Consider the following 21,518-nt stretch of genomic DNA (forward strand, 5'->3'; position numbering starts at 1 on the left):
TCCTCAGGGGCGCCCGCTCCGGAACCGGTTGAGCAGTGACTGCGGGAAGAGCCGCGCCCTGGCCCGCACGGGCCATGAGCTGCCTGCCCGGAGTGCACGCGTAACGGCGTCGACGTCGTCCCAGCGCGGCACGGTCGCCGTCCGGGTGCCGCTCCGCGCCGGGGCCTCACCGGACCCGGAACCCGGAGACCCGCCGCCGTGGCCGGCGTACTCCTCGAACTCGTAGGCGGTGCGCAGGCGGGAGAGGGACGTGGCGGGGCGGCCCTCGAACCCGGCGTCGCGGGTGAGCCGCCCGGCGAAGGTGCGGGGGGTGTCGGTCGGCTCCAACCGGTAGCCGTAGTCGCCGGCGATCTCCGTCGTCTCCGCCCAGGCGGCGGTCGCGGCTCCGGTCCCGCCGACGTCCCCGCCGGGGCCGCCCGCCGCCTCGCGGACGATGACGGTGCGGCGTCGGGTGCGGGTCCTCGCGGTCCGCAGGAGGAACGGCAGGAGCGCGAGCAGCGCGACCCCGATGCCGGCCAGGATGCCGATCGTGGGCCGGGCGTCGTTGCCTGGGCCGGGCCCGGCCTGGGCTCCGTCCTCCGCGGTGTCCGTCGCTGATCCCGAGGGGTCCGCGACGTCGGGGAGGCTGCCCGGATTCAGCCCGTCGATGTCGTCCGCCCGTGGCCCGACCGGGGAGAACGCCTGCTGCGCGTAGCCGGGCACCACGCCGCGGGAGGGCGTGGGCTCGAACTGCACCCAGCCCACGCCCTCGAAGTACAGTTCGGGCCACGCATGCGCGTTGCGGGAATCGACGACGAATTCGCGGAGCTCGGTGCCGACGGGGCCCTCCTCGGTGTCCCCGGTGGGGCTGCCGGGGGTGTAGCCGATCGCCACGCGGCTCGGGATGCCCGCCGCACGCGCCATGACCGCCATGGTGCCCGCGTAGTGCACGCAGTACCCGGACTTCGCCTCGAGGAAGCGGGCCATCACCTCCATGCCGCTGCCGTCGTACCCGCCGTCCACGGGGGCCTCCACCGAGTAGGTGAAGTCGGGGCCGCGCAGGTAGCTCTGGATGGCGACGGCCTTGTCGTAGGGGTTCACGAACTCGTCCGTGACCTCCGCCGTCCTGTCGCGGACGATCTGCGGGGTGTCCTCCGGCAGCTCCACGAAGACCTCCGCGACGGCGTCGGGGTCGGCGGGACCGATCACGCCCAGTCCCTCGCGCGTCAGGTCGGCGGAGCGGCTCTGCACCACGTATTCCTGCCGCGCGGTCGATCCGCCATCGGTGGCGAGGATGGAGAGGTTCGCCGGGTCCCATGCCCACGTGCCGGCAAGATTCGTGACGCCGGTCGGTGCGTAGGGCGCCACGAGCCACGGGCTCGCGTAGCTCTGCGTGGTGACGCGCGTGAACACGGTGTCGCTCTCGGGAAGGGTCTCCGGCGTGCCGGCTTCCGCCCCGATCGCGTCCACGCCCGTCTCGCGGTCGTTGATCCGCTGGTCGGGCTCCCAGCGCCGGCCGTCGAAGTCCTCGAGGGTGACCGCGCGGAGGTACAGGGGGGCGTCCGAGTTGGTGGAGTAGGTGATCCGGCCGAACCCGGTGGGATTGCGGAGGTCGTTGCCGAGCGTCACCGCAGGGTTCAGGCCGGTGGCGGTGCCCCACACATTGAGTCGGGCGCCCTGGGGGAAGGCCCCGGAGGTGAACCCGGGGATGAGCAGCGGCAGGGCCACCGTCACGGCGAGCGCCGCCGCCCCGATGATGGCGCCCCGGCCCGCGAAGCCGGCGGAGGCACGCGCGCCGCCCGAGGCGAGGCGGTCCTCCCGCCGCTGCGCGACGGCCAGGAGCAGCAGGAACGCGAGGACGGTGGCCACGAAGGCGGGCATCCCCACGCCGTCGGGCTTCACGACGGCGGGCGTCACGAGGATCGCGAAGAGCCCGAGGCCGCTGGCCGCCGGCATGCGGAGGGTCGTCGAGAGGAGGTCGATGATGATGGCGAGGAGCCCCAGGGCGGCGCACAGCACCAGGACGAGGCCGGCTCCCGGCAGGACGGGCGCCACCTGGGAGACCACCGTCTCCTCCGCCTGTGCGAGGAGGCGCTGCAGCTCGAACGGGGTTCCCGGGCCGGGGACGACGCCGAGGATGCTCTGCCGCGGGAAGAAGCGGACCGTGAGGGCGCCGCAGAGCGTGAGTACGCCGAGGAGTGCCGTGAGGACGCCGTTCAGCCGCAGGGTCCGGGTCAGGGCCATGGCAAGGAGAACGGGGACGATCGTCTGGAGCACGGGGAGCAGCCAGGTCCACGGCTCCACGACGCCGTTGAGGCTGCCGGAGGCCGCGAGCACGGCCAGCAGCACGGTTCCCGTGACGGCCCAGTGCCAGGGGTCGGCCGGAGGCGCCGGCCGCGGCACCGGGGGAGCCGGCGCGGACGCGGTCGCGGGGCGCGAAAGAGTGGAGGTCATGTCCGCCTCCCGGGGAAGGGGTGGTAGGAGGAACGCGTGCCCGGCGTCGAACCGGCCGCGGAGGCGTGCGTCGGCGTCCGGCCGACGGCGTGTTCGAGGCCCGCCCAGACGACGGGCAGCGTGGCCGAGGGCGAGGCCGCGGTGGCATGCCAGCCCGCCTCCCTCAGGATGTCGAGCTGCGGCTGCGCGTCGGCGGGACGGTCGGTGGCGAGGATGGCGTAGGCCGGCGACCCGTAGTCGGAGGCCGAGGCCAGCGCTCTCGCCTCGTCCGCGGTGACGACGCCGAGGACGGCGATGAGCGGCCCGCGGTGCCGGTTCGTGGCGAGCCGGTCCATCAGGTCATCCCCGAAGGCCGCGTGGAGGGTCCTGCCGTGCTGGGTCTTCTGCGGCGCCTCGGCCGCCGTCCGGCGGATGCGGCGCACCGCGCTGCGCGCAGCCTCGCCGGCCCGCACGGCGGTGCTGCCCGAGTGGTCGACGTGGGCCTGCAGGCGGTGGCCGGTCTCGGGTGCGAGCTCGAGCGCCGCGAGCCCCTCGGCGATGCCCTCGACAGCGCCCCGGCCGTGGTGCTCCTCCTCGGCGGGGAACGGCGCGGAGGGTGAGTGCAGGAGGGCGGGGGACCCCTGCTGGTCGAGGAAGCGCAGCGCGTAGTTGCGTTCGAGCAGATGCGCGCTGATCGACATAGCGGCCGTGACCGCCCACTCGAAGGTCGGCGACGTCGACAGCACGCTGTCGGCGGCCGCGTCACGACCGAAGACCGCGCTGAAACCGGTGCTGAAGCTGTGGTGGCGCTGGTCGAGCAGCAGGGTGGCGTGCGGCGTGGTGACCGATTCCTCCTGGCGCACCATGAGTTCGCTGTGGCGTGCCGTCGCGGCCCAGTGCACGCGCCGCAGGGAGTCGCCGTGCCGGTACTCGCGCGTCATGACGTCGTCGTCGCTCGGGTTGGCCTGGCGTCGAGTCGCGGCCATGCCGTCGTTGCCGCGGGACCCGGCGAGGGCGGAGGCGAGCAGTTCCACCGGCGCCGGGGTGACCACCAGCGGGTCCGCGGTCCCGAGGACTCGGCGGGACTTCCCGAGACCGAACGGGTCCGTGAACTCCGCCGTGACGGGTCCGATCTCGTAGACGCCGCGTGAGGTGGAGCGGATGCGGTACTCGTACAGGGACACGCCCTCGCGGGTGGGGTTGCGCGAGGGGTAGCTGAAGTGCGGCGCCTGCCCGAACCGCGGGGGGAGTTGCTCCTCCATGCCGATGCTCGCCCCGCCGGGGACGCTCGCGGTGAGGGCGAGGGTGACGGTGGTCGTGGAGCCGGTCTCCATGGTCTGCGGCTGGAACCCGCGCGTCACCGTGAAACGCGGTTTGACCAGCCTGAGGACGACGACGGACGCCAGCGGCAGGGCGAGCAGCAGGACACCCACGTAGAGGAGGTCCCTGCGGCCGAGGACCTGCGCGGAGAGCAGCGCGACCACGGCGCTGAGGACGAACCCCCAGCCGCGGGCAGTGAGGATGCCCGAGGGAAGCTTCTCGATGAGGTTCATGCGGGCCGCCGGACGCTAGGAGGTGGGGGTGCCGGGACGGGAGGGGATCATCGCCGGGGCGCCTCCCGGATCACGGGGACGCGGGAGAGCACGTCCGCGACGATGCTCGACGCCGTCTCCCCGGTGCTCGTGGCCTTGCGGTCGAGCAGCAGGCGGTGCGCGAGCACGGCGTCGGCGATCGCCGCGATGTCGTCGGGGAGCACGAAGTCGCGGCCCTCCAGGACCGCGCCGGCCTTCGCGGCCCGCAGCAACTGCAGCAGCGACCGCGGGCTCGCGCCGAGCCTCAGGCGCGGGTGGTCCCGGGTGGCGCGGCCGATGGCCACCGTGTAGTCCTTCACGGCCGGCGAGACGTACACCGCGCGGACCTGCCGCATCATCCCGGTGATGTCCTCCACGCCGGCGACCGGACGGATGGCCGCGAGCGGTGACACGGACTGGTGGGTCTCCAGCATGTCCGCTTCCGCGCGGGCATCCGGGTAGCCCATCGAGATCCGGGCCATGAAGCGGTCGCGCTGAGCTTCGGGGAGGGGGTAGGTGCCCTCCATCTCGATCGGGTTCTGCGTAGCGACCACCATGAACGGGGCACCGAGCGGGTGGGTGTGCCCGTCCACGGTCACCTGGTGCTCCTCCATGCACTCGAGCAGGGACGACTGCGTCTTGGCGGAGGCCCGGTTGATCTCGTCACCGATGACGATGTTCGCGAAGACCGGGCCGGGCCGGAACTCGAACCGCCGCGTGTCTTGGTTGAAGATGGAGACCCCCGTGACGTCCGACGGCAGCAGGTCCGGGGTGAACTGGATGCGGTTCACGCTGCAGTCGATCGTCCGGGCGAGGGTCTTCGCGAGCAGGGTCTTCCCGACCCCCGGCACGTCCTCTAGCAGCAGGTGTCCCTGGGCCAGGAGGACCGTGAGGGCCAGGCGCGCAGCCTCGGGCTTGCCGTCGATCACCGTCTGGATGGAGTCGAGGATGCGCGTGGCGACGTCGTGGAAGGCGGCGTCGGGGTCCGGGGCGAGCCGTGGGTCCGCAGCCACCTCGGCGATATTGTGCTGGACGTCCATGGGTATCCTCCACGCGTGCGGCTGCCGTGCCGAGCGGTGCCGGAGGGCCGGGATCGCTCGACACGCAGGGACCGGCTGCGGCCGTTCCAACGCTGGGCAGGTCGGACCGAGCTGAATGATTCAACAGGTTACTAGCTCAACTTGCTTCCCGGGCGATTGGTTCCGTACCGCAACTAGGCTGTGGATCATGTGTACCAGCGCGCTGCCCGTCCGTCACCCCTACGCGATCGGGGAGACACCGCCCGCCTACCGCGATCCGGAGGACGCCGGCGCCGGAGAGGACGCCACGGCGGCCCGACGACGGCGGAAGGGCGCGTACCTGCCGCTGCCGGAGCCGCTGCCCGTGCCCGTGATCGACAACCACACGCACTTCGACTTCCGTGAGGGGGCCGTCGAGGTGTCGATCGGCGACGCCCTCGACGCAGCCGGGGCCGCCGGTGTCCGGGGCGCGGTCCAGGTGGGCACGGACCTGGCGTCCTCGCGCTTCACCGCCGCCGTCGTCGAACAGGACGCACGGCTCCTCGGGGCGGTCGCCCTGCACCCCAACGAGGCCCCCTTGCTGGCCGCGGCGGGAACGCTCGACGACGCCCTCTCGGAAATCGAGCAGCTCGCCGCCGGGCCGCGGATCCGCGCGCTCGGCGAGACGGGTCTGGACTACTTCCGCACCGGGGAGGACGGCCGGGACAGCCAGCTGGCGTCCTTCCGCAGCCACATCGACATCGCCCGCCGGCTGGGCAGGGCTCTGCAGATCCACGACCGGGAGGCGCACGACGACGTCGTGGCGACGCTGCTCTCCGACACCGCGCCGGACCGCGTGGTGCTGCACTGCTTCTCGGGCGACGCCGACCTCGCGCGCACCTGCAACGAGCACGGCTGGTACATGTCCTTTGCGGGCACTGTGACCTTCAAGAACGCCGCGAACCTGCGCGAGGCCCTCCTCGTGGCCGATCCGGCACTCGTGCTGACGGAGACGGACGCCCCCTTCCTCACCCCGCACCCGTATCGCGGCCGGCCGAACGCCTCCTACGCCGTGCCGTACACGGTGCGCGCCATGGCGGGGATTCTCGACACCGGCCTCGACGGCCTGTGCGCACGGCTGACGGCGAACACCGAAGCCGTCTACGGCAGCTGGGACTGACCGAACGCCCGGGCCGGAAGGAGGCCTCCGCGGCTCCCGGGGCGGAAGACCGCCCGGCTTGGGTCTTTCTTGGGGATTTCCTGTAGGGACGCAGGGGCATGCGGACGCCGAAGGACGCGGTTGCCCGGGAAGAATGGTCCCCGAGACCGTCCACCCTGCTGGGACCGAGAACGCCCGCAGCGGGTAGGTGGTCGCCGACAAAGGCAAACCCGGTGCGAGCCGGGGACGCAAAGCCACGGGGCCCACGAGGTCAGCCGGGCCGCCGAACACGAAGGTCCTCGCCATGCACTCACTGCTCCGAACACTCCGCCTGCCCTCCGTCCGATCGCGGCGGGCCGGGATCCGACAGGCGTTCCTGCGCCGAACAGCCCTGGCTGCCGCCGTGCTCGTCGTGGCGAGCGGGTGTGCGGTCCAGCCGGGAGGGATAGGCGTCGAGCGTGCAACCCAGGTCCAGCCCACGACGTCGGGCTGGCTCCACACCGACGGCGGCACCATCCGTGACGCGGCGGACAAGCCCTTCGTCATCAAGTCCGTCAGCTGGTTCGGCCTGGAGACCCCGGAGTGCGCCCCGCACGGACTGTGGAGCATCAACCTCGAAGACGGCCTCCGGCAGATCAGGAGCATGGGCTTCAACACCATCCGGCTGCCCTACTCGAACCAGTGCATCACCCGGGGCACGAGCACCTCCGTCGACTATTCGCTCAACCCCTCGCTCGAGGGCCGCACGCCGCTCCAGGTGATGGACTCGGTGGTCGATGCCGCCGGTGCGGCCGGGCTGAACGTCATCCTCGACCGGCACCGCCCGGAGTCGAAGGCGCAGTCCGAGCTCTGGCACACCCCGGCCATCACCGAGGACCAGTGGATCGCGGACTGGAAGATGCTCGCGGCCCGGTACAAGGACAACCCCGTCGTGATCGGGGCGGATCTGCACAACGAGCCGCGCGGAGCGGCGTGCTGGGCGTGCGGGGATCCGGCGAGGGACTGGAAGGCCGCCGCCACACGTGCGGGGAACGCCGTCCTGTCCGCGAACCCCAACCTGCTCGTCATCGTCGAGGGCATCGAGAACGAGGCGGACGGCACCGCCACCTGGTGGGGGAGCGGGCTCCGGGGAGTCGCCGCGAATCCCGTCACCCTGGAACGGGACCACCGCGTCGTGTACTCCCCGCACGACTACCCCGCGTCCGTCCACCACCAGCAGTGGTTCTCGGACCCGACCTACCCGGAGAACCTGCCGGCGCTGTGGGACCGGAACTGGGGCTACATCGCCCGGGAGGGGATCGCGCCGGTCCTGCTCGGCGAGTTCGGCACGAAGCTCGAGACGGATTCGGACCGGCAGTGGCTGGACCAGATGGTCGCGTACCTGGGCCGGACGGGGATGAGCTATTCCTACTGGTCTTTCAACCCCAACAGCGGCGACACCGGGGGCCTCGTCAAGGACGACTGGCGCACCGAGGAGACCGCGAAGACGCTGGCCCTGAAGCCGCTTCTCACGACGTCGCCTGCGCCGTCCCCGAGTCCGACGTCGCCTGTGCCGTCCCCGAGTCCGACGTCGCCTGTGCCGTCCCCGAGTCCGACGTCGCCTGTGCCGTCCCCGAGTCCGACGTCGCCTGTGCCGTCCCCGAGTCCGACGTCGCCTGAGCCGTCCCCGAGTCCGACGTCGCCCGCGCCGGTACCCCTCACGCCGTTGCAGAGTTCCGTTCCCTCGGTCGCGGGCATCGCCAGGGTGGGGCACGTCCTCACAGCCACCCCCGGCCCGTGGACTGCGGGCACAGCCCTGAAGTACGCATGGCATCGGGACGGCGTCGCCATTCCCGGAGCGACCACCGCCCGCCACGCCCTGACCGCACGGGATCTCGGCGCACGCATGACGGTGGTCGTGTCCGGGACCAGGAACGGGTACGCGCCCGCCTCCCGCACCTCGCGGCCGGGTCCGACGGTGTCGCGGGGAACCCTGACCGGATCGAAGCCCACGATCACGGGAAGCGGCCGGGTCGGTCAGCCCCTGACCGCCGACCCCGGCACATGGTCACCGGGCGCGGTCGTCACCTTCCAGTGGTACCGCTCGGGCACCCCGATCGCTGGAGCACGCAGCCGGACCTACACACCGACCAGCGCGGATCGCAACGTCACCCTCCATGTCCAGGCCACAGGGACCAAGACCGGGTATACCCCCCTGACGAAGCACTCCCGCAGCACAGGGCGCATCGCGGGTTGATGCACCCCGGCCGGCAGATCACGACCACAAGACGCGAGTATCAGGCCCTCGATTCCAAGTAGCAGCCGGAGCAAAGACGGGTAATGCCACCTCTTCCCATCCGCCGTAGGGTCTTAATTGAGGGAGAAAAGACGGGCAGTTCCGGTTCTCGGAACGCTTGGCTTTCTTCCGGGTCAACGCACCGCCGTCAACGCCGATAGCAGCGGACGAGCCGTGCCTGCACTGCCGCCCGTTTCCACACTTCGTGCGTGATCCCCCGAACGGGTCGGCGGCTTCCTGCTCCTGTGAGACCGGAGCATTTCCGTAGCGCCTCTGACACTCGGTCGACTGCCCGTCGACCGAGTGTCTTCCTTTTCGGGATGTCCCCTGACGCTCCCACATCACCGAGAAGGTCTTCTTGAATTCCAACAGCGATCCAGCCGACGCGACGGGAGCGGAGCCCGCGCCCCTGTTGACGCCCGTTCCTGACAGCTCTCCGGTCCCCGACATCGCCCCCAACCGCGGGCCGGCCACCGGGGAGATCACGGACACCCCGGTCCGCTCGGTCCTGCCGGACTGGTCGGCGGGGGAGTGGCTCGCCTACAGCACCATGGTCGTCGTCGCGGTCCTGCTGACGATCATCGCGATCACCACCCTGTGGTGGATGCTTCACGCGTGGCGGTCCCGCGACAGCCTCCAGCGCACGGGTTTCTCGCAGACACCGCGGCCCGCTGCCCAGTCCTTCACCCTCCTGGTGCCCGGCAGGCACGAGGAGGAGGTGATGGGGCAGACGCTCGACCGGCTCGCGGAGCAGGACCACCCGGACTTCGAGATCATCGCGATCGTGGGTCACGACGATCCCGGCACGGAGGCAGTTGCCCGCGCGGCGGAGAGCCGCCACCCGCACCTCATCCGGGTCATCGTCGACTCCTCGGTGCCCAAGAACAAGCCGAAGGCACTCAACCTCGCCCTGCAGTCCGCGCGCGGTTCCGTGGTCGGTGTCTTCGACGCCGAGGACGACGTCCATCCGCGGCTCCTCTCGCTCGTCGACTCCCGCTTCTCCGAGACCGGCGCCGACGTGGTGCAGGGCGGAGTGCAACTGATGAACTTCGACACCACCTGGTGGTCCCTCCGGAACGTGCTGGAGTACTACTTCTGGTTCCGCTCGCGGCTGCATTTCCACGCCAATGTTAACTTCATCCCCCTCGGCGGGAACACCGTCTTCATCAAGCGTGCCTGGCTGGAATGGTCCGACGGCTGGGATGACGAGTGCCTCGCCGAGGACTGCGAGGTCGGTGTCCGGCTCTCGAGTCAGGGAGCGACGGTCGCGGTTGCCTACAGCCCGGAGGTCGTCACCCGGGAGGAGACGCCCGGAACGCTCACGTCACTGTTCAAGCAGAGGACGCGGTGGAACCAGGGATTCCTGCAGGTGCTCGGCAAGGGCGAGTGGCGCAAGCTGCCCACCGCCCGCCAGCGGCTGTTCGCCCGCTACATCCTCGCCATGCCCTTCCTGCAGGCCGCAACCGGCCTGCTGATCCCCATCTCGATCGTCCTGGTGCTCTTCGCCAAGGTCCCCGTGGGCGTCGCGCTCATCACGTTCCTCCCCCTCGGTCCCACCCTCATCACCCTTGCGGTCGAGGCGGCCGGCCTGAACGAGTTCGGCCGCCTGTACAACAAGAAGGTGCGGGTCCGCGACTACGTGCGGCTGGTGTTGGGAACCTTCCCCTACCAGGTCTTCCTCGCGGCGGCCGCGGTACGCGCCGTCTTCCGGCAGCTCAAGGGCGAGAACTCATGGGAGAAGACCGAGCACTCCGGTGCCCACCGGACGGTCTTCGAGCCCGCGTCACCGGCCCCCGAGCCCGAACTCGTCGGCGCCGGCGGCGCGACGGCATCACGCAGGATGAGCACGACTGGAGCTTCCTCATGACCTATACCCTCGACGCCGCACCGGCAACGCGGACGGGCTCTGCCGCACCCGCTCGGGCTCCCGGGAACGCGGCTCCGGCCGGACGATCGCCGAAAATGCGGTGGGACCGGTGGCGGCGTGTCCACGGACGCGCGCCCCTGTTCCTGCTTCCCACACTGCTGGTAGCGGGTCTTGTCCAGGCCTGGAACATGAGCGGATCGCCCCAGCGGATCGACGACGAGGGAACCTACGTCGCCCAGGCGTGGGCCGTCACGCACCTCGGGGAGCTGGCCCACTACACCTACTGGTACGACCATCCGCCGCTGGGCTGGATCCAGCTGGCCGCGTACACCGAGCTCACCGGCGCCTTCGAGCGCTGGGACACCGCCGTCATGGCAGGTCGGGAAGCGGTCCTGGTGGCCACCCTCATCAGCACCGCGCTGTGCTGGTTGCTGGCACGCCGCATCGGCCTCAGCCGGACGGCGGCGACGGGGGCTGCGCTCCTGTTCGCCCTGTCCCCGCTGGCACTCCAGTTCCACCGCACCGTGTACCTCGACAACATCGCGACCCCGTGGCTCCTCGGCGCGCTGATCCTCGCCATGAGCCGCAAGCACCAGCTCGCCGAATTCGTCGGCGCGGCCGTCCTGTTCGGGGTCGCGGTCCTGACGAAGGAGACGTACCTCCTGGCCCTGCCCCTGGTGGCGTTCGTCATGTATCGGTCGGCGTGGCCTGCCACGCGGCGCTACACGCTGTCCGTCGCGACGAGCGTGCTCGTGCTGGTCGGAGCGGGCTACATCCTGTTCGCCGCAGTGAAGGGCGAACTGTTCCCGGGTCAGGACCGGGTCAGCCTCTTCGAGGGCATCGCCTTCCAGCTGACGTCGCGGGACCCGAGCGGCCCGGTGACGGATCCGGAGAGCATGACCAGCCGTACCCTGGCGATGTGGTGGCAGCTCGATCCGGTGTTCATCGTCGCGGGGATCTCGGCGGCGGTCGTCGGCCTGTTCATTCGGAACCTGCGGCCGTTCGCCGTGCTGCTGCTGGCGCTCATCGTCGTCATGCTGCGACCGGGCGGCTACCTGCCCGTGCCCTACATCATCATGCTCCTGCCGTTCGCCGCGCTCCTGGTGGCCGGCGTCACCGGGTGGGCGCTCGCGCGGGTGCGGAGGGGCACAGCCGGTGGCCGGTTCGGCGCAGGTGCGGTCCTGCTCGCGCTGACCCTCGCCGCCGCCATCGCTGCCCCTCTCTGGACGGCGCAGCTGCGGGGCCTTCTCTTCAGCGACCTCGACGAGCCCGGCGTGCAGGCCCAGGACTGGGTCGAGACCAACATCCCGCAATCGGCACGACTGATCGTCGACGACGCCATGTGGGTGGACCTCGTGGAGAGCGGATTCGAGCGGGAGAACGTCATCTGGTACTACAAGATGGACACCGACGAGGACGTGATGAGGGCCTCCCCGAACGGGTGGCAGGACGCCGACTACATCATCACCACCACGTCGATGCGCACGTCGCCCGAGCAGTTCCCGGAGGTCGACGGAGCGCTGACCAACTCCGAGGTCATGGCGTCCTTCGGCACGGGACCCCAGCGGGTCGACGTCCGCCGGATCTACCCGGACGGGACCGAGACGCTCGGCGAGGAGACGGCCCGTATGTACGCGGGCCGGGCGGCCGTGGGCGTCGAGCTCGCACAGAATCCCGCCCTCGAGCTCGACGAGGAGGCCGAAGCGCAGCTGAGCTCGGGGCAGGTGGATGCGCGGGTCGTGGCGGCCCTGAGTCGCCGCGCGGCGATCGACGAATCCCTGTCGGTGTCGTTCCCCTCGGTCGAGGGAGAGGACGGATCCCTCCGTCGCCAGGTGCTGGTCACTGCGGCCAACGGTGCGCCCCTGGATCCCGGCACTCCCGAGGCCGAGGCCCACGAGACCTGGTTCGAGGGGCTCGGCGGCTCCTTCGCCGCCGAATCGGCGACCCGCACCGAGGACGGCGTCCTGGTGACGTTCTCGATCGCGGCGCACCGCTCCGTCCTCACCCTGCCCTGACGTCGCAGGCAACGCCGCAGGCCGGCGCCTCCCCATCGACGTGCTCCACCTACTGTTCAGGAAGTCCCATGACTGCTCACATCTCCGGCACCACCCGTCCTCGGCACCGTACGGATGCGGGCGGAGCAGGCGCATCTCCCGCGCGCTGGGTGGTGGTACTGCTCATCGCCCTCATCACCGGCCTGGTCGTGATCGTCGTCGGATCCGGGAGGTCCGAGGCGGCGGAGGCGTCACCGGCGGCCGACGGCTGGGCCCGGGTGGCGCACCTGTCCCCGGACACGGGGTCCTTCGATGCGACCCTGACCGCTGTCGCCGGCGGGCAGGCCCCGGTGGACCTGGAGGACCTCGCGTACGGCGATGTCTCGGACTACCTCCGGCTTCCCGCCGGCGCCTACGCCGTGGACCTGACCCCCGCGGACAGCACCGATGACGCAGTACCCGAGCTGAACCAGCTCATCACCGTCGAGGAGGGCCAGCCGCTCACACTCGCTGTCCTGGGGACCAACGAGGAGCTCACCGCGAGGGTCGTCCGCGACGACCTCACCCCGCCGGCCGACGGCCAGGCGCGGGTCCGGGTCATCCAGGCGAGCACCCTCGCCGAGACGGTGGACATCAAGACCGACTCCGGCACGAAGACGCTCACCGCCGGCACGAAGAGCGGCGAAGTGACCGGCTACGCGACGGTCGAGGCCGGGCTCTGGGACCTGCAGGTCTTCGGCGGGTCCCTGGCCAGCACCGAGGAGGTCGACCTCGCGGCCGGGACCGTGAACACGCTCCTCGTGCTCGACAACGCCTCCGGCGAACTCACGGTCAAGGCCGTGTCCGACGTCGGCGCGGTCGCCGCCACGCCCGTCGGCGGCACCAATACCGGCGCGGCCCCGACCGACGCCGACGCGCGCGCGACCACGACCGATGGCTCCGGAGGCAATACCGGCCCGTCGGTCACCTGGTCCCTGCTGCTCGTCGTCGCAGCCGTCATCGCGGTCCCTCTCGTAGCCCACGGCGGCCCGCGAGGGATCGGCCGGGCACTGGCCCGGACCAGTCGATGAGGCGCAGGACCCTTGCCTGGATCATCGGCGGTGGCATCCTGGCGCTCGCCGTCACCACGGTCATCGCACTGCTGGCGACCGGCGCGATCCGGTTCGGCGGAACACCGTCGGACGGCGGGCCCGCAGCGGAGGACACCGTGACCCCCGAGGAGGCGTCTGCCGACTTCCTCGACGAGTGGGTGGACGACGACGGTCGCGTGGTCCGTCGCGACCAGGGCGGCGACACCGTCAGCGAAGGGCAGGCCTACGGTCTGCTCCTCGCCCTGGGGGCCGGGGACGAGGACCGCCTCGACACCATCTGGGAGTGGACCCGGAACAACCTGGTCCGCGACGACGGCCTGCTGGCCTGGCGCTGGCAGGACGGGCGGATCGTGGACGAGGAACCGGCATCGGATGCGGACGTCGACGCGGCGAGGGCGCTGGTCCTGGCCGGCGACCGGTTCGACCGGCCCGATCTCACGGAGGCGGGCAACCGCCTCGCCGACGCCGTCATGGAGTCCATGACGGCGCCGACACCGCTGGGAAGGATCCTTCTGCCGGGCACCTGGGCCGCGGGCGGGCCCGACTACTTCTACAACCCCTCCTACGCCTCCCCGGTGTCCTTCCTCGTCCTGGCCGAGAGTACGGGCGACCCACGGTGGACCGAGCTGGCGACCGGCGGCACCGAGGTCACGGCCGCCCTGCTGCAGGAGAGCCCGCTGCCTCCGGACTGGGCGCAGGTCACCGCCGACGGGGAGCTCAACCCGATGCCGGGAGCCGCCGGCGGCGGAGAGGACGTGCGGTACAGCTACGACGCCGCCCGCGTCCCGTTGCGCTTCGCCGAGTCGTGCCTCGAGGCCGACCGTCGACTGGCCGCCCAGCTGCTCGAACCTCTCAACCGCGAGGACCGGCTGCCTGCAGCACTCGATCTCGGCGGTACGGCACTGACCCCCGACGAGCACCCCCTCGCCTATCTTGCCCGCGCCGCGGCCGCCGCGTCCGCGGACGACCAGGCGCAGGCATCCGAGGACATCGAGCGGGCCGCCCGGGCGGCGGAGCAGTACCCCACCTACTACGGCGCCGCATGGAACGCCCTGGGGAGGCTCATGCTCGAGACGGACACGCTCGGAGGCTGTCCTCCCCACCAGGGCTGACCGGCCCGTCCCCGTCATCACCACAGAAGGTAGAACCGTTGCACCCTCCACGTCCCGTGCGCCCGGCGAGCATCGCCGCCCTGATGCTCGCCGGAGCCCTCACGCTCAGCGCCTGCTCGCCGACACCGGCCGCCACGAACCAGGCCGAGGGCAGCGGACAGACCGCGTCCCCGGCGGCATCGGCCCGCCCGCTGCAGGACCCCTCCGCCCAGGACGGGACGGCGGAGGCCGAGTCTCGGCCGCCGGTCGGCATCAGCATCCCGTCGATCGGGGTCGAGGCCCCCCTCGAAGTACTGGCCCTCGACCAGACCGACGAGCTGCAGCCGCCCGAGGCCTGGGACGCGGCAGGCTGGTACGAGAGCAGCCCGGTCCCGGGCGACCAGGGACCCTCGATCATCACCGGACACCTCACCGCTCCCGACGGGCCCGCTGTCTTCATCGACCTCGGCGACCTCGTCCCGGGCGACCTCGTGACGGTGACGCGGGGCGACGGAACCACCAGCACCTTCGCGGTCGACCGCACGATCACCGCGGAACGCACCGATGCCTTCCCCACGGCGGAGATCTACGGGCCCACACCGGACGCGCAGCTGCGCCTCATCACCTGCGAGGGCGAGTACGACCCCACCCGCAACCACTGGACGCACAACATGATCGTTTTCGCCACGGCCGTCCCGCAGTGATCCCCGGGCTGCCACGTCGCTGCGGAACGATCCGCCGGAGACGGGCGGGTCGTCCTGCGTAGCGGGATGCCGGGCGACGGGTGGCCGGCGGACCGCACGCCAGTGTCCGCCCGGTCCACTCGCGTGGGCGGTACGCGTGCCCGGCCCCCAGCGCCTTCGTAGTGTTCAGCGGAGGCAGAACCGCCGCCGCGTCGCACCGGCATCGGGGATGTCCGCCCGCCGGGCTTCTCCTGAGACCGGAAGCCAGCGGCAGACCGGTGGTCTCCCTCCCAGCCGGGAGGCCGCCCAGTGGGCCGGCGGCGCCCGGAGCCCCCCTTGAGACCAGGGGTTCCACCAGGCGTCGCCGGCTCCGGCACACCCGGACCGATACGATGACAGGGTGACCACACCCCCCGCCGCCGGCCCGCCGGCACCCCTCTTCGGAGCAGCGGACATCCGCCGCCTGGCTGCGGAGGTGGACATCCGCCCCACCAAGACCCTCGGCCAGAACTTCGTGATCGACGGCAACACCATCCGCCGCATCGTCGCCGCCGCGAATCTCGGCCCCGCCGAGACGGTCCTCGAGGTGGGTCCCGGCCTCGGGTCCCTCACGCTCGGCCTGCTCGACGCCGCGGAGCGCGTCGTCGCCGTCGAGATCGACCCCGTCCTGGCCGGGAAGCTGCCGGAGACCATCGCCGCCTGGCGACCTGACCGCGCCGGGTCCCTCGACGTCGTCCTCGAGGACGCCCTGCGCGTGACCGCCCTGCCGCACGCCCCGACCTCGCTCGTGGCCAACCTGCCCTACAACGTCGCCGTCCCCGTCGTCCTGAACCTGCTCGAACGCTTCCCGTCCCTCCGCCACGGACTCGTCATGGTGCAGGACGAGGTGGCGGACCGGCTCGCCGCGCCTCCCGGGTCGAAGACCTACGGCGTCCCGTCCGTGAAGGCCGCGTGGTACTCCAGCATGGCGAAGGCGGGGGTGATCGGCATGAACGTGTTCTGGCCGGCGCCGAAGATCGCCTCGGGCCTCGTCCGCTTCACCCGCCGGGAACCACCCGCGACGACGGCGACGCGCGAGCAGGTGTTCGCCGTCATCGACGCCGCGTTCGCCCAGCGCCGCAAGACGCTCCGTGCCGCGCTCGCGGGCTGGGCCGGCAGCCCGGTCCTCGCGGAACAGGCCCTCCGGGCGGCCGGGGTGGACCCGACCGCACGCGGCGAGGTCCTCGACATCACGGCGTTCGCCCGCATCGCGGAGGCCCGTGTGGAGGCTCCGGGTGCCGCCCCCACGCACTGATCGCGCGCGACGGGGCGGGGCAGCGCGAACGCAGCCGCGGAACCCGGTGCGTTAGGTTGGAGGGTATGGCCTCGGGCAGAACCTTCGACATGCGCTCCGGCGCGCGGTCCGTGCGCGTCCGGGCCCCGGGCAAGATCAACGTCTCCCTCGCGGTGGGCCCGCCCCGGGAGGACGGCTACCACGGCATCGCCAGCGTCTTCCTCGCCGTGTCCCTGTACGAGGAGGTCACGGCCACCCAGACCGCCGGGGACGGCATCAGCGTCAGCGTCAACGCGAAGGGCACCCTCAATCTCCCTGCCGCGTCCATCCCGTTGGACCGCAGCAACCTCGCCGTGCGTGCCGCGGAACTCCTCGCGGAGCTCAGCCCCGGGCGCACCGGCGTCCACCTCGACATCACGAAGCGCGTGCCGATCGCCGGCGGCATGGGCGGCGGCTCGGCGGACGCCGCCGCGGCGCTGCTCGCCTGCGACGCGCTGTGGGGCAGCGGTTTCACCCGCGACGAACTGGCGAAGATCGCCGTCGACCTCGGCGCCGATGTGCCGTTCGCACTCGTCGGCGGGACCGCCGTCGGCCTCGGTGTGGGGGACCAGCTCACCCCGGCCATCTCGAAGACCCCCCTGCACTGGGTCCTCGTGACCTCCGACTACGGGCTCTCCACGCCCGAGGTGTACCGCACGCTGGACAGGATTCGCTCCCGCGAGCGCATCGACCCGGACCCGCAGCCCGCCATCGATCCCGCGATCCTCGGCGCCATGCGGGCCGGGAACGCCCTCGGCCTCGCGCCGCTGCTGCACAACGACCTCCAGCGCGCCTCGATCGAGCTCGCCCCCGGCCTGGGCGATATCCTTGAGACGGGCAAGGCCGCTGGTGCGCTCGCCGGGATCGTCTCCGGATCGGGTCCCACCATCGCCTTCCTCACCCGGAGCTCCGGCCACGCGGCCGAACTGGAGTCGCTCCTCGGGGCCGAAGGCCTGCAGGCGATGACCGTCCACGGTCCGGCCCACGGGGCGCGGATCGCCACCGAATCCGCGGCCTGACCGCGCACCACCGTTCCAACCGAAAGCAGTATCTCCTTGGCACACCTTCTCGGCGCCGAAAGCCTCAGCGTCGCCTTCGTCACCCGCACCATCCTGGACAACGTGTCCCTCGGCCTCGAGGCCGGCGACCGCATCGGGGTGGTGGGCCGCAACGGTGACGGCAAGTCGACCCTCATGCGACTCCTCGCGCAGCGCAGCACGCCCGACTCCGGCAGGGTGACCAAGCGCCGCGACGTCTCCGTGGGCTACCTCGACCAGTCGGACGTGCTCGACGGCGACCTCGAGGTGGGGCGCGCGATCGTCGGCGACCAGGCGGACCACGAGTGGGCGTCCAACCCGAAGATCCGCGACGTCATGGGCGGCCTCGTCTCCGAGGTGGACTGGCACGCGAAGGTGTCCTCCCTCTCCGGCGGGCAGAAGCGCCGCGTGGCCCTCGCGAAACTGCTGATCGCCGACGACGACGTCATCATGCTCGACGAGCCCACCAACCACCTCGACGTCGAGGGCGTCGCCTGGCTCGCGCGGCACCTCCAGCAGCGCTGGCGGCCCACCGAGGGCGGCATGCTCGTGGTCACCCACGACCGCTGGTTCCTCGACGAGGTCTGCAACCACACGTGGGAGGTCCACGACGCCGTGGTCGACGACTTCGACGGCGGCTACGCGGCCTACGTCCTCGCGCGCGCCGAGCGGGACCGCATGGCCTCCGTCGTCGAATCCAAGCGCGTCCAGCTCGTCAAGAAGGAACTCGCCTGGCTGCGCCGCGGCGCTCCCGCCCGCACCGCGAAGCCGAAGTTCCGCATCGAGGCCGCGAACGAGCTCATCGCCGACGTCCCCGAGCCCCGCGACTCGCTCGCGCTCAGCAAGATGGCCATGTCACGGCTCGGCAAGGACGTCCTCGACCTCGAGGACGTCAGCCTGACGATCGACGACGGCGACGGCGCGGAGCGGACGCTGTTCGACAAGATCACCCTGCGGCTCGCACCCGGCCAGCGGCTCGGCCTCGTCGGGGTCAACGGCTCCGGCAAGACGACGCTGCTGCGGCTGCTCAACGGCGAGCTCCAGCCGACCGCCGGCAAGCTCAAGCGGGGCAAGACGGTCCAGACCGCCGTGCTCTCGCAGGAGGTCAGGGAGCTCGACGACGTCAGCGACAGCCGCGTCATCGAGGTCATCGAGGCCGAGAAGCGCGTCTTCGCCGTCGGGGGCAAGGAAGTCTCGGCGAGCCAGCTCGTGGAGCAGCTCGGCTTCACCAACGAGAAGCAGTGGACGAGGGTCAGCGAGCTCTCCGGCGGCGAGCGCCGTCGCCTGCAGCTGCTCCGGCTGCTCGTGGGGGAGCCGAACGTGCTGATGCTCGACGAGCCGACCAACGACCTCGACACGGACACGCTGTCCGCCATCGAGGACGTCCTGGACGGCTGGCCGGGCACCCTCGTGGTGGTCTCCCACGACCGTTACCTCCTCGAGCGGGTCACCGACACCCAGATGGCGCTGCTCGGCGACGGCAGGCTCCGTGACCTGCCCGGCGGTGTGGACCAGTACCTCGAGCTGCGGAACGCCGCCGGCCCGCTCACGGCCACCGGGAGCGCCGCGTCCCCGGCCATCAGCGGCGGGTCCGCCGGCAGCACGTCCGAGGCCGAGCTGCGGCAGGCCCGCAAGGACCTCACGCGCATCGAGCGGCAGATCACCAAGGTGGACGCCCAGAAGGACAAGACGCAGAAGCAGATGAACGACGCCGGAGCGCGGCCCGACGCCGACTTCGAGCACATCGCGGGCCTGAACGCCCGCCTGCAGGAGCTGCAGGCGGAGATCGGGGACCTCGAGGGGCAGTGGATGGAGGCCGCCGAGATCCTCGGCGAGTAGCCCCGTCGGACGTCGCCAGGCCAAGTAATCCGTGCTTCAAGACAAGTAGCGGGTGCGTGAAGCTACTCTCGTTTTGGCGTGTGCCGTCCTGTTAGCTGGGCCCCAGTGGTCAAGGACGAACATGACATGGGGAGTTATGGGTTACGGTCTCAGCGTCGACGTAGGTACCAGCTTCACGGCAGCAGCCATCCTCCGGACGGACGGCGAGACTGCCGGCGTGCCGCAGGTCCTCCCGCTCGGCAGCCGGGCCGCAGCCATCCCCACCGTCGTGTTCCTCGGTGCCGACGGCACCCGGCTGGTCGGCGAGGCCGCGGAACGCAGGGGTGCCGCGCAGCCCGACCGCGTCGCTCGGGAGTTCAAGCGGCGCATGGGCGACGACGTCCCCCTCCTGGTCGGCGACGCATCCGTCCTCCCGCAGCAGCTCATCGCCGCCGTCGTCAGCTGGGTGGTGGGCGTCGCCACCGAGCGGGAGGGCGAAGCGCCCGACGGCGTCACCCTCACGCACCCCGCGGCGTGGGGCGAGCACCGCACGTCCCTGCTGCGGCAGGCCCTGGCCGAGGCCGGCGTCGGCGACGTCGTCCTGCTGACCGAACCCGAGGCCGCAGCGCTCTCCTACGCGTCACGGGAGAAGGTCCCCGCCGGCAGCACCCTCGCCGTCTACGACCTCGGCGGCGGAACCTTCGACGCGACCGTGCTCCGGAAGACCGACGCCGACACATTCACGGTCCTCGGTACCCCGCAGGGGCTCGAGCGGCTCGGCGGCGCGGACTTCGACCAGGAGATCTTCGACCACGTCCTCGGGAGTTCCGACCTCCCGCCGGCCGACCTCGACCCCGGACCCGAGATCCTCACCGCGCTGACGCGGCTCCGGAAGGAGTGCGCGGAGGCCAAGGAGGCGCTGTCCTCCGACTCCGAAGCCACGGTCCCGGTGATGCTGCCGGGCGCCCACTCGCAGGTCCGCCTCGTCCGGTCGGAGTTCGAGGCGATGATCGAACCGGCCCTCGGCGACACGCTCGTGACGCTGCGCGCGGCCCTCGAGAGCGCCGGAGTGGATGCCCGGGACCTCACCGCGATCCTGCTGATCGGCGGATCGTCCCGCATCCCGCTGGTCGCCCAGCTCCTGTCCGAGGAATTCGACCGCCCGCTCGCCATCGACGTCGACCCCAAGGCCTCCGTGGCCCTCGGCGCTGCATTCGCCACCTCCGTCCTGGACGACGCGTCCGGGGCGGACGACTCCACTGCGGGGGCAGGCGCCGGAGCCACGGGGGCCGCGGCCGCCGTCCCGGTCACCAACGCGGCCGGATTCGCGCTGCCGGCCCCCCGCCCCACCGCGGTGGCCGCCCACGGTCCGGTCGCCATGGCACCGAACCGGCGGTTGGGCGTGCGGATCGGGGCCGTCGCCGCCGCCGTCGCGTTGCTCGGTATCGCGACGGCGTCCGCCACCAATGCCCCGGGTTTCCCGGCCCTCTCCGCCCTGTCCGGGGATCAGCGGGCGGAGGCGGCCGAGGGCCTCGCGCCGACGGCGGAGCCGGGGAGCGGAGCCACGGATCCGGCCGGTGACGATGATGGTCCGCTCGAGGAGCCGGACGACGACGAGACGTTCCTGGACACCGTGGAGGATCAGGTCGGCGCGGAACCGGACGACGCCGGGAAGGCCACCCCGTCGGGAGAGGCCGAGAAGGACGCCGAGCCGTCCGCCGAGGCCACGAAGCGGGCAGCGCCGACGCGCAAGGCGCCGGAGAGTGCCGCGCCGGAGAAGACCGCTCCGCAGGATCGGGAGCCCACGGCGGACGCGAAGACCACCCCGCCGCGCACCAGCACACCGTCGCCGACCACGCCGAAGCCGTCCTCTCCGTCGCCGACCACGCCGAAGCCCGGCACCACGCCGGTCGACCCGACGCCTCCTGCTCCGTTCCCCACGCCGACGCCCTCACCCGTACCTCCTCCGACCCAGGCACCCGCGGTTCCCCCACCCACGACCCCACCGGCTCCCGCTCCGACCACGCCGGCCCCCGCTCCGACCACGCCGGCCCCGGAACCCACGCAGCCCCCGGTGGACCCTGCGCCGGCCGATCCGCCGCCCACCGATCCCGAGCCGCAGCCCACCACCACGTTCGACGCGCCGGCGCCCACCGACCCGCCGCCCAGTGAGCCTGTCACGCCGTCCTCCGCCACCGCGGAGTCGTGAC

At 71.8% G+C, this 21,518-nt stretch carries 14 protein-coding genes and 1 riboswitch; of the genes, 11 read left to right on the forward strand and 3 right to left on the reverse strand.

Annotated features, from left to right (window positions below):
- Positions 1 to 3 precede the first annotated feature (3 nt).
- The 3 genes from ACX80F_RS04355 to ACX80F_RS04365 are packed head-to-tail and all read right to left on the reverse strand — an operon-like array spanning position 4 to position 5,023.
- Complete coding sequence (locus ACX80F_RS04355; RefSeq protein WP_459335159.1) at positions 4 to 2,433, reverse strand: DUF3488 and transglutaminase-like domain-containing protein; 2,430 nt, start codon at positions 2,431 to 2,433, stop codon at positions 4 to 6.
- The gene (locus ACX80F_RS04360) at positions 2,430 to 3,965 is read right to left on the reverse strand and encodes a DUF58 domain-containing protein (protein WP_459335160.1); all 1,536 of its coding nucleotides are present in this window, start codon (positions 3,963 to 3,965) and stop codon (positions 2,430 to 2,432) included. The genes ACX80F_RS04355 and ACX80F_RS04360 overlap by 4 nt, the downstream gene beginning before the upstream one ends.
- Before the next feature lie 47 nt (positions 3,966 to 4,012).
- Positions 4,013 to 5,023: an AAA family ATPase gene (locus tag ACX80F_RS04365; RefSeq protein WP_459335161.1), complete on the reverse strand. Its 1,011-nt coding sequence runs from the start codon at positions 5,021 to 5,023 to the stop codon at positions 4,013 to 4,015.
- A 187-nt stretch (positions 5,024 to 5,210) separates the two neighbouring features.
- Between ACX80F_RS04365 and ACX80F_RS04370 the strand changes: the two genes are divergently transcribed.
- The 11 genes from ACX80F_RS04370 (at position 5,211) to ACX80F_RS04420 (ending at position 21,517) form a co-directional block, all read left to right on the forward strand.
- Entirely contained in the window at positions 5,211 to 6,161 is a 951-nt protein-coding gene (locus ACX80F_RS04370) for a TatD family hydrolase (protein WP_459335162.1), read from the forward strand.
- Between the two features lie 192 nt (positions 6,162 to 6,353).
- Positions 6,354 to 6,428: riboswitch (cyclic di-GMP riboswitch) on the forward strand.
- Positions 6,429 to 6,444: 16 nt separating this feature from the next.
- Complete coding sequence (locus ACX80F_RS04375; RefSeq protein ID WP_459335163.1) at positions 6,445 to 8,376, forward strand: cellulase family glycosylhydrolase; 1,932 nt, start codon at positions 6,445 to 6,447, stop codon at positions 8,374 to 8,376.
- A 397-nt stretch (positions 8,377 to 8,773) separates the two neighbouring features.
- On the forward strand, positions 8,774 to 10,282 hold the full coding sequence (locus ACX80F_RS04380) for a glycosyltransferase (RefSeq protein WP_459335164.1): 1,509 nt from the start codon (positions 8,774 to 8,776) through the stop codon (positions 10,280 to 10,282).
- 188 nt (positions 10,283 to 10,470) lie between these two features.
- Entirely contained in the window at positions 10,471 to 12,297 is a 1,827-nt protein-coding gene (locus tag ACX80F_RS04385; protein WP_459335165.1) for an ArnT family glycosyltransferase, read from the forward strand.
- Between the two features lie 68 nt (positions 12,298 to 12,365).
- A complete protein-coding gene (locus tag ACX80F_RS04390; protein WP_459335166.1) occupies positions 12,366 to 13,346 on the forward strand; it encodes a DUF4397 domain-containing protein in 981 nt (326 codons plus the stop codon).
- Positions 13,343 to 14,479, forward strand: a complete 1,137-nt coding sequence (locus ACX80F_RS04395) for a glycosyl hydrolase family 8 (protein ID WP_459335167.1) — start codon at positions 13,343 to 13,345, stop codon at positions 14,477 to 14,479. Before ACX80F_RS04390 ends, ACX80F_RS04395 begins: the two co-directional genes overlap by 4 nt.
- 38 nt (positions 14,480 to 14,517) lie before the next feature.
- A complete protein-coding gene (locus ACX80F_RS04400; protein ID WP_459335168.1) occupies positions 14,518 to 15,162 on the forward strand; it encodes a sortase domain-containing protein in 645 nt (214 codons plus the stop codon).
- Positions 15,163 to 15,541: 379 nt separating this feature from the next.
- Complete coding sequence (gene rsmA / locus ACX80F_RS04405) at positions 15,542 to 16,435, forward strand: 16S rRNA (adenine(1518)-N(6)/adenine(1519)-N(6))-dimethyltransferase RsmA (RefSeq protein ID WP_459335169.1); 894 nt, start codon at positions 15,542 to 15,544, stop codon at positions 16,433 to 16,435.
- Between the two features lie 65 nt (positions 16,436 to 16,500).
- Positions 16,501 to 17,472 carry a 4-(cytidine 5'-diphospho)-2-C-methyl-D-erythritol kinase gene (locus ACX80F_RS04410; protein ID WP_459335170.1) on the forward strand — a complete coding sequence of 324 codons (972 nt, stop codon included), beginning with the start codon at positions 16,501 to 16,503 and terminating at the stop codon, positions 17,470 to 17,472.
- A gap of 36 nt (positions 17,473 to 17,508) precedes the next feature.
- The gene (locus ACX80F_RS04415) at positions 17,509 to 19,329 is read left to right on the forward strand and encodes an ABC-F family ATP-binding cassette domain-containing protein (RefSeq protein ID WP_459335171.1); all 1,821 of its coding nucleotides are present in this window, start codon (positions 17,509 to 17,511) and stop codon (positions 19,327 to 19,329) included.
- A gap of 121 nt (positions 19,330 to 19,450) precedes the next feature.
- A complete protein-coding gene (locus ACX80F_RS04420; RefSeq protein WP_459335172.1) occupies positions 19,451 to 21,517 on the forward strand; it encodes an Hsp70 family protein in 2,067 nt (688 codons plus the stop codon).
- Position 21,518 lies beyond the last annotated feature (1 nt).

The organism is Arthrobacter sp. TMS2-4, assembly GCF_054511075.1.

Bases quoted from the DNA above. Each gene is read 5' to 3' on its own strand.
- ACX80F_RS04355 (WP_459335159.1), bottom strand. From the start codon at position 2,433: ATGACCTCCACTCTTTCGCGCCCCGCGACCGCGTCCGCGCCGGCTCCC.
- ACX80F_RS04360 (WP_459335160.1), bottom strand. From the start codon at position 3,965: ATGAACCTCATCGAGAAGCTTCCCTCGGGCATCCTCACTGCCCGCGGC.
- ACX80F_RS04365 (WP_459335161.1), bottom strand. From the start codon at position 5,023: ATGGACGTCCAGCACAATATCGCCGAGGTGGCTGCGGACCCACGGCTC.
- ACX80F_RS04370 (WP_459335162.1), top strand. From the start codon at position 5,211: ATGTGTACCAGCGCGCTGCCCGTCCGTCACCCCTACGCGATCGGGGAG.
- ACX80F_RS04375 (WP_459335163.1), top strand. From the start codon at position 6,445: ATGCACTCACTGCTCCGAACACTCCGCCTGCCCTCCGTCCGATCGCGG.
- ACX80F_RS04385 (WP_459335165.1), top strand. From the start codon at position 10,471: ATGAGCGGATCGCCCCAGCGGATCGACGACGAGGGAACCTACGTCGCC.
- ACX80F_RS04390 (WP_459335166.1), top strand. From the start codon at position 12,366: ATGACTGCTCACATCTCCGGCACCACCCGTCCTCGGCACCGTACGGAT.
- ACX80F_RS04395 (WP_459335167.1), top strand. From the start codon at position 13,343: ATGAGGCGCAGGACCCTTGCCTGGATCATCGGCGGTGGCATCCTGGCG.
- ACX80F_RS04410 (WP_459335170.1), top strand. From the start codon at position 16,501: ATGGCCTCGGGCAGAACCTTCGACATGCGCTCCGGCGCGCGGTCCGTG.
- ACX80F_RS04420 (WP_459335172.1), top strand. From the start codon at position 19,451: ATGACATGGGGAGTTATGGGTTACGGTCTCAGCGTCGACGTAGGTACC.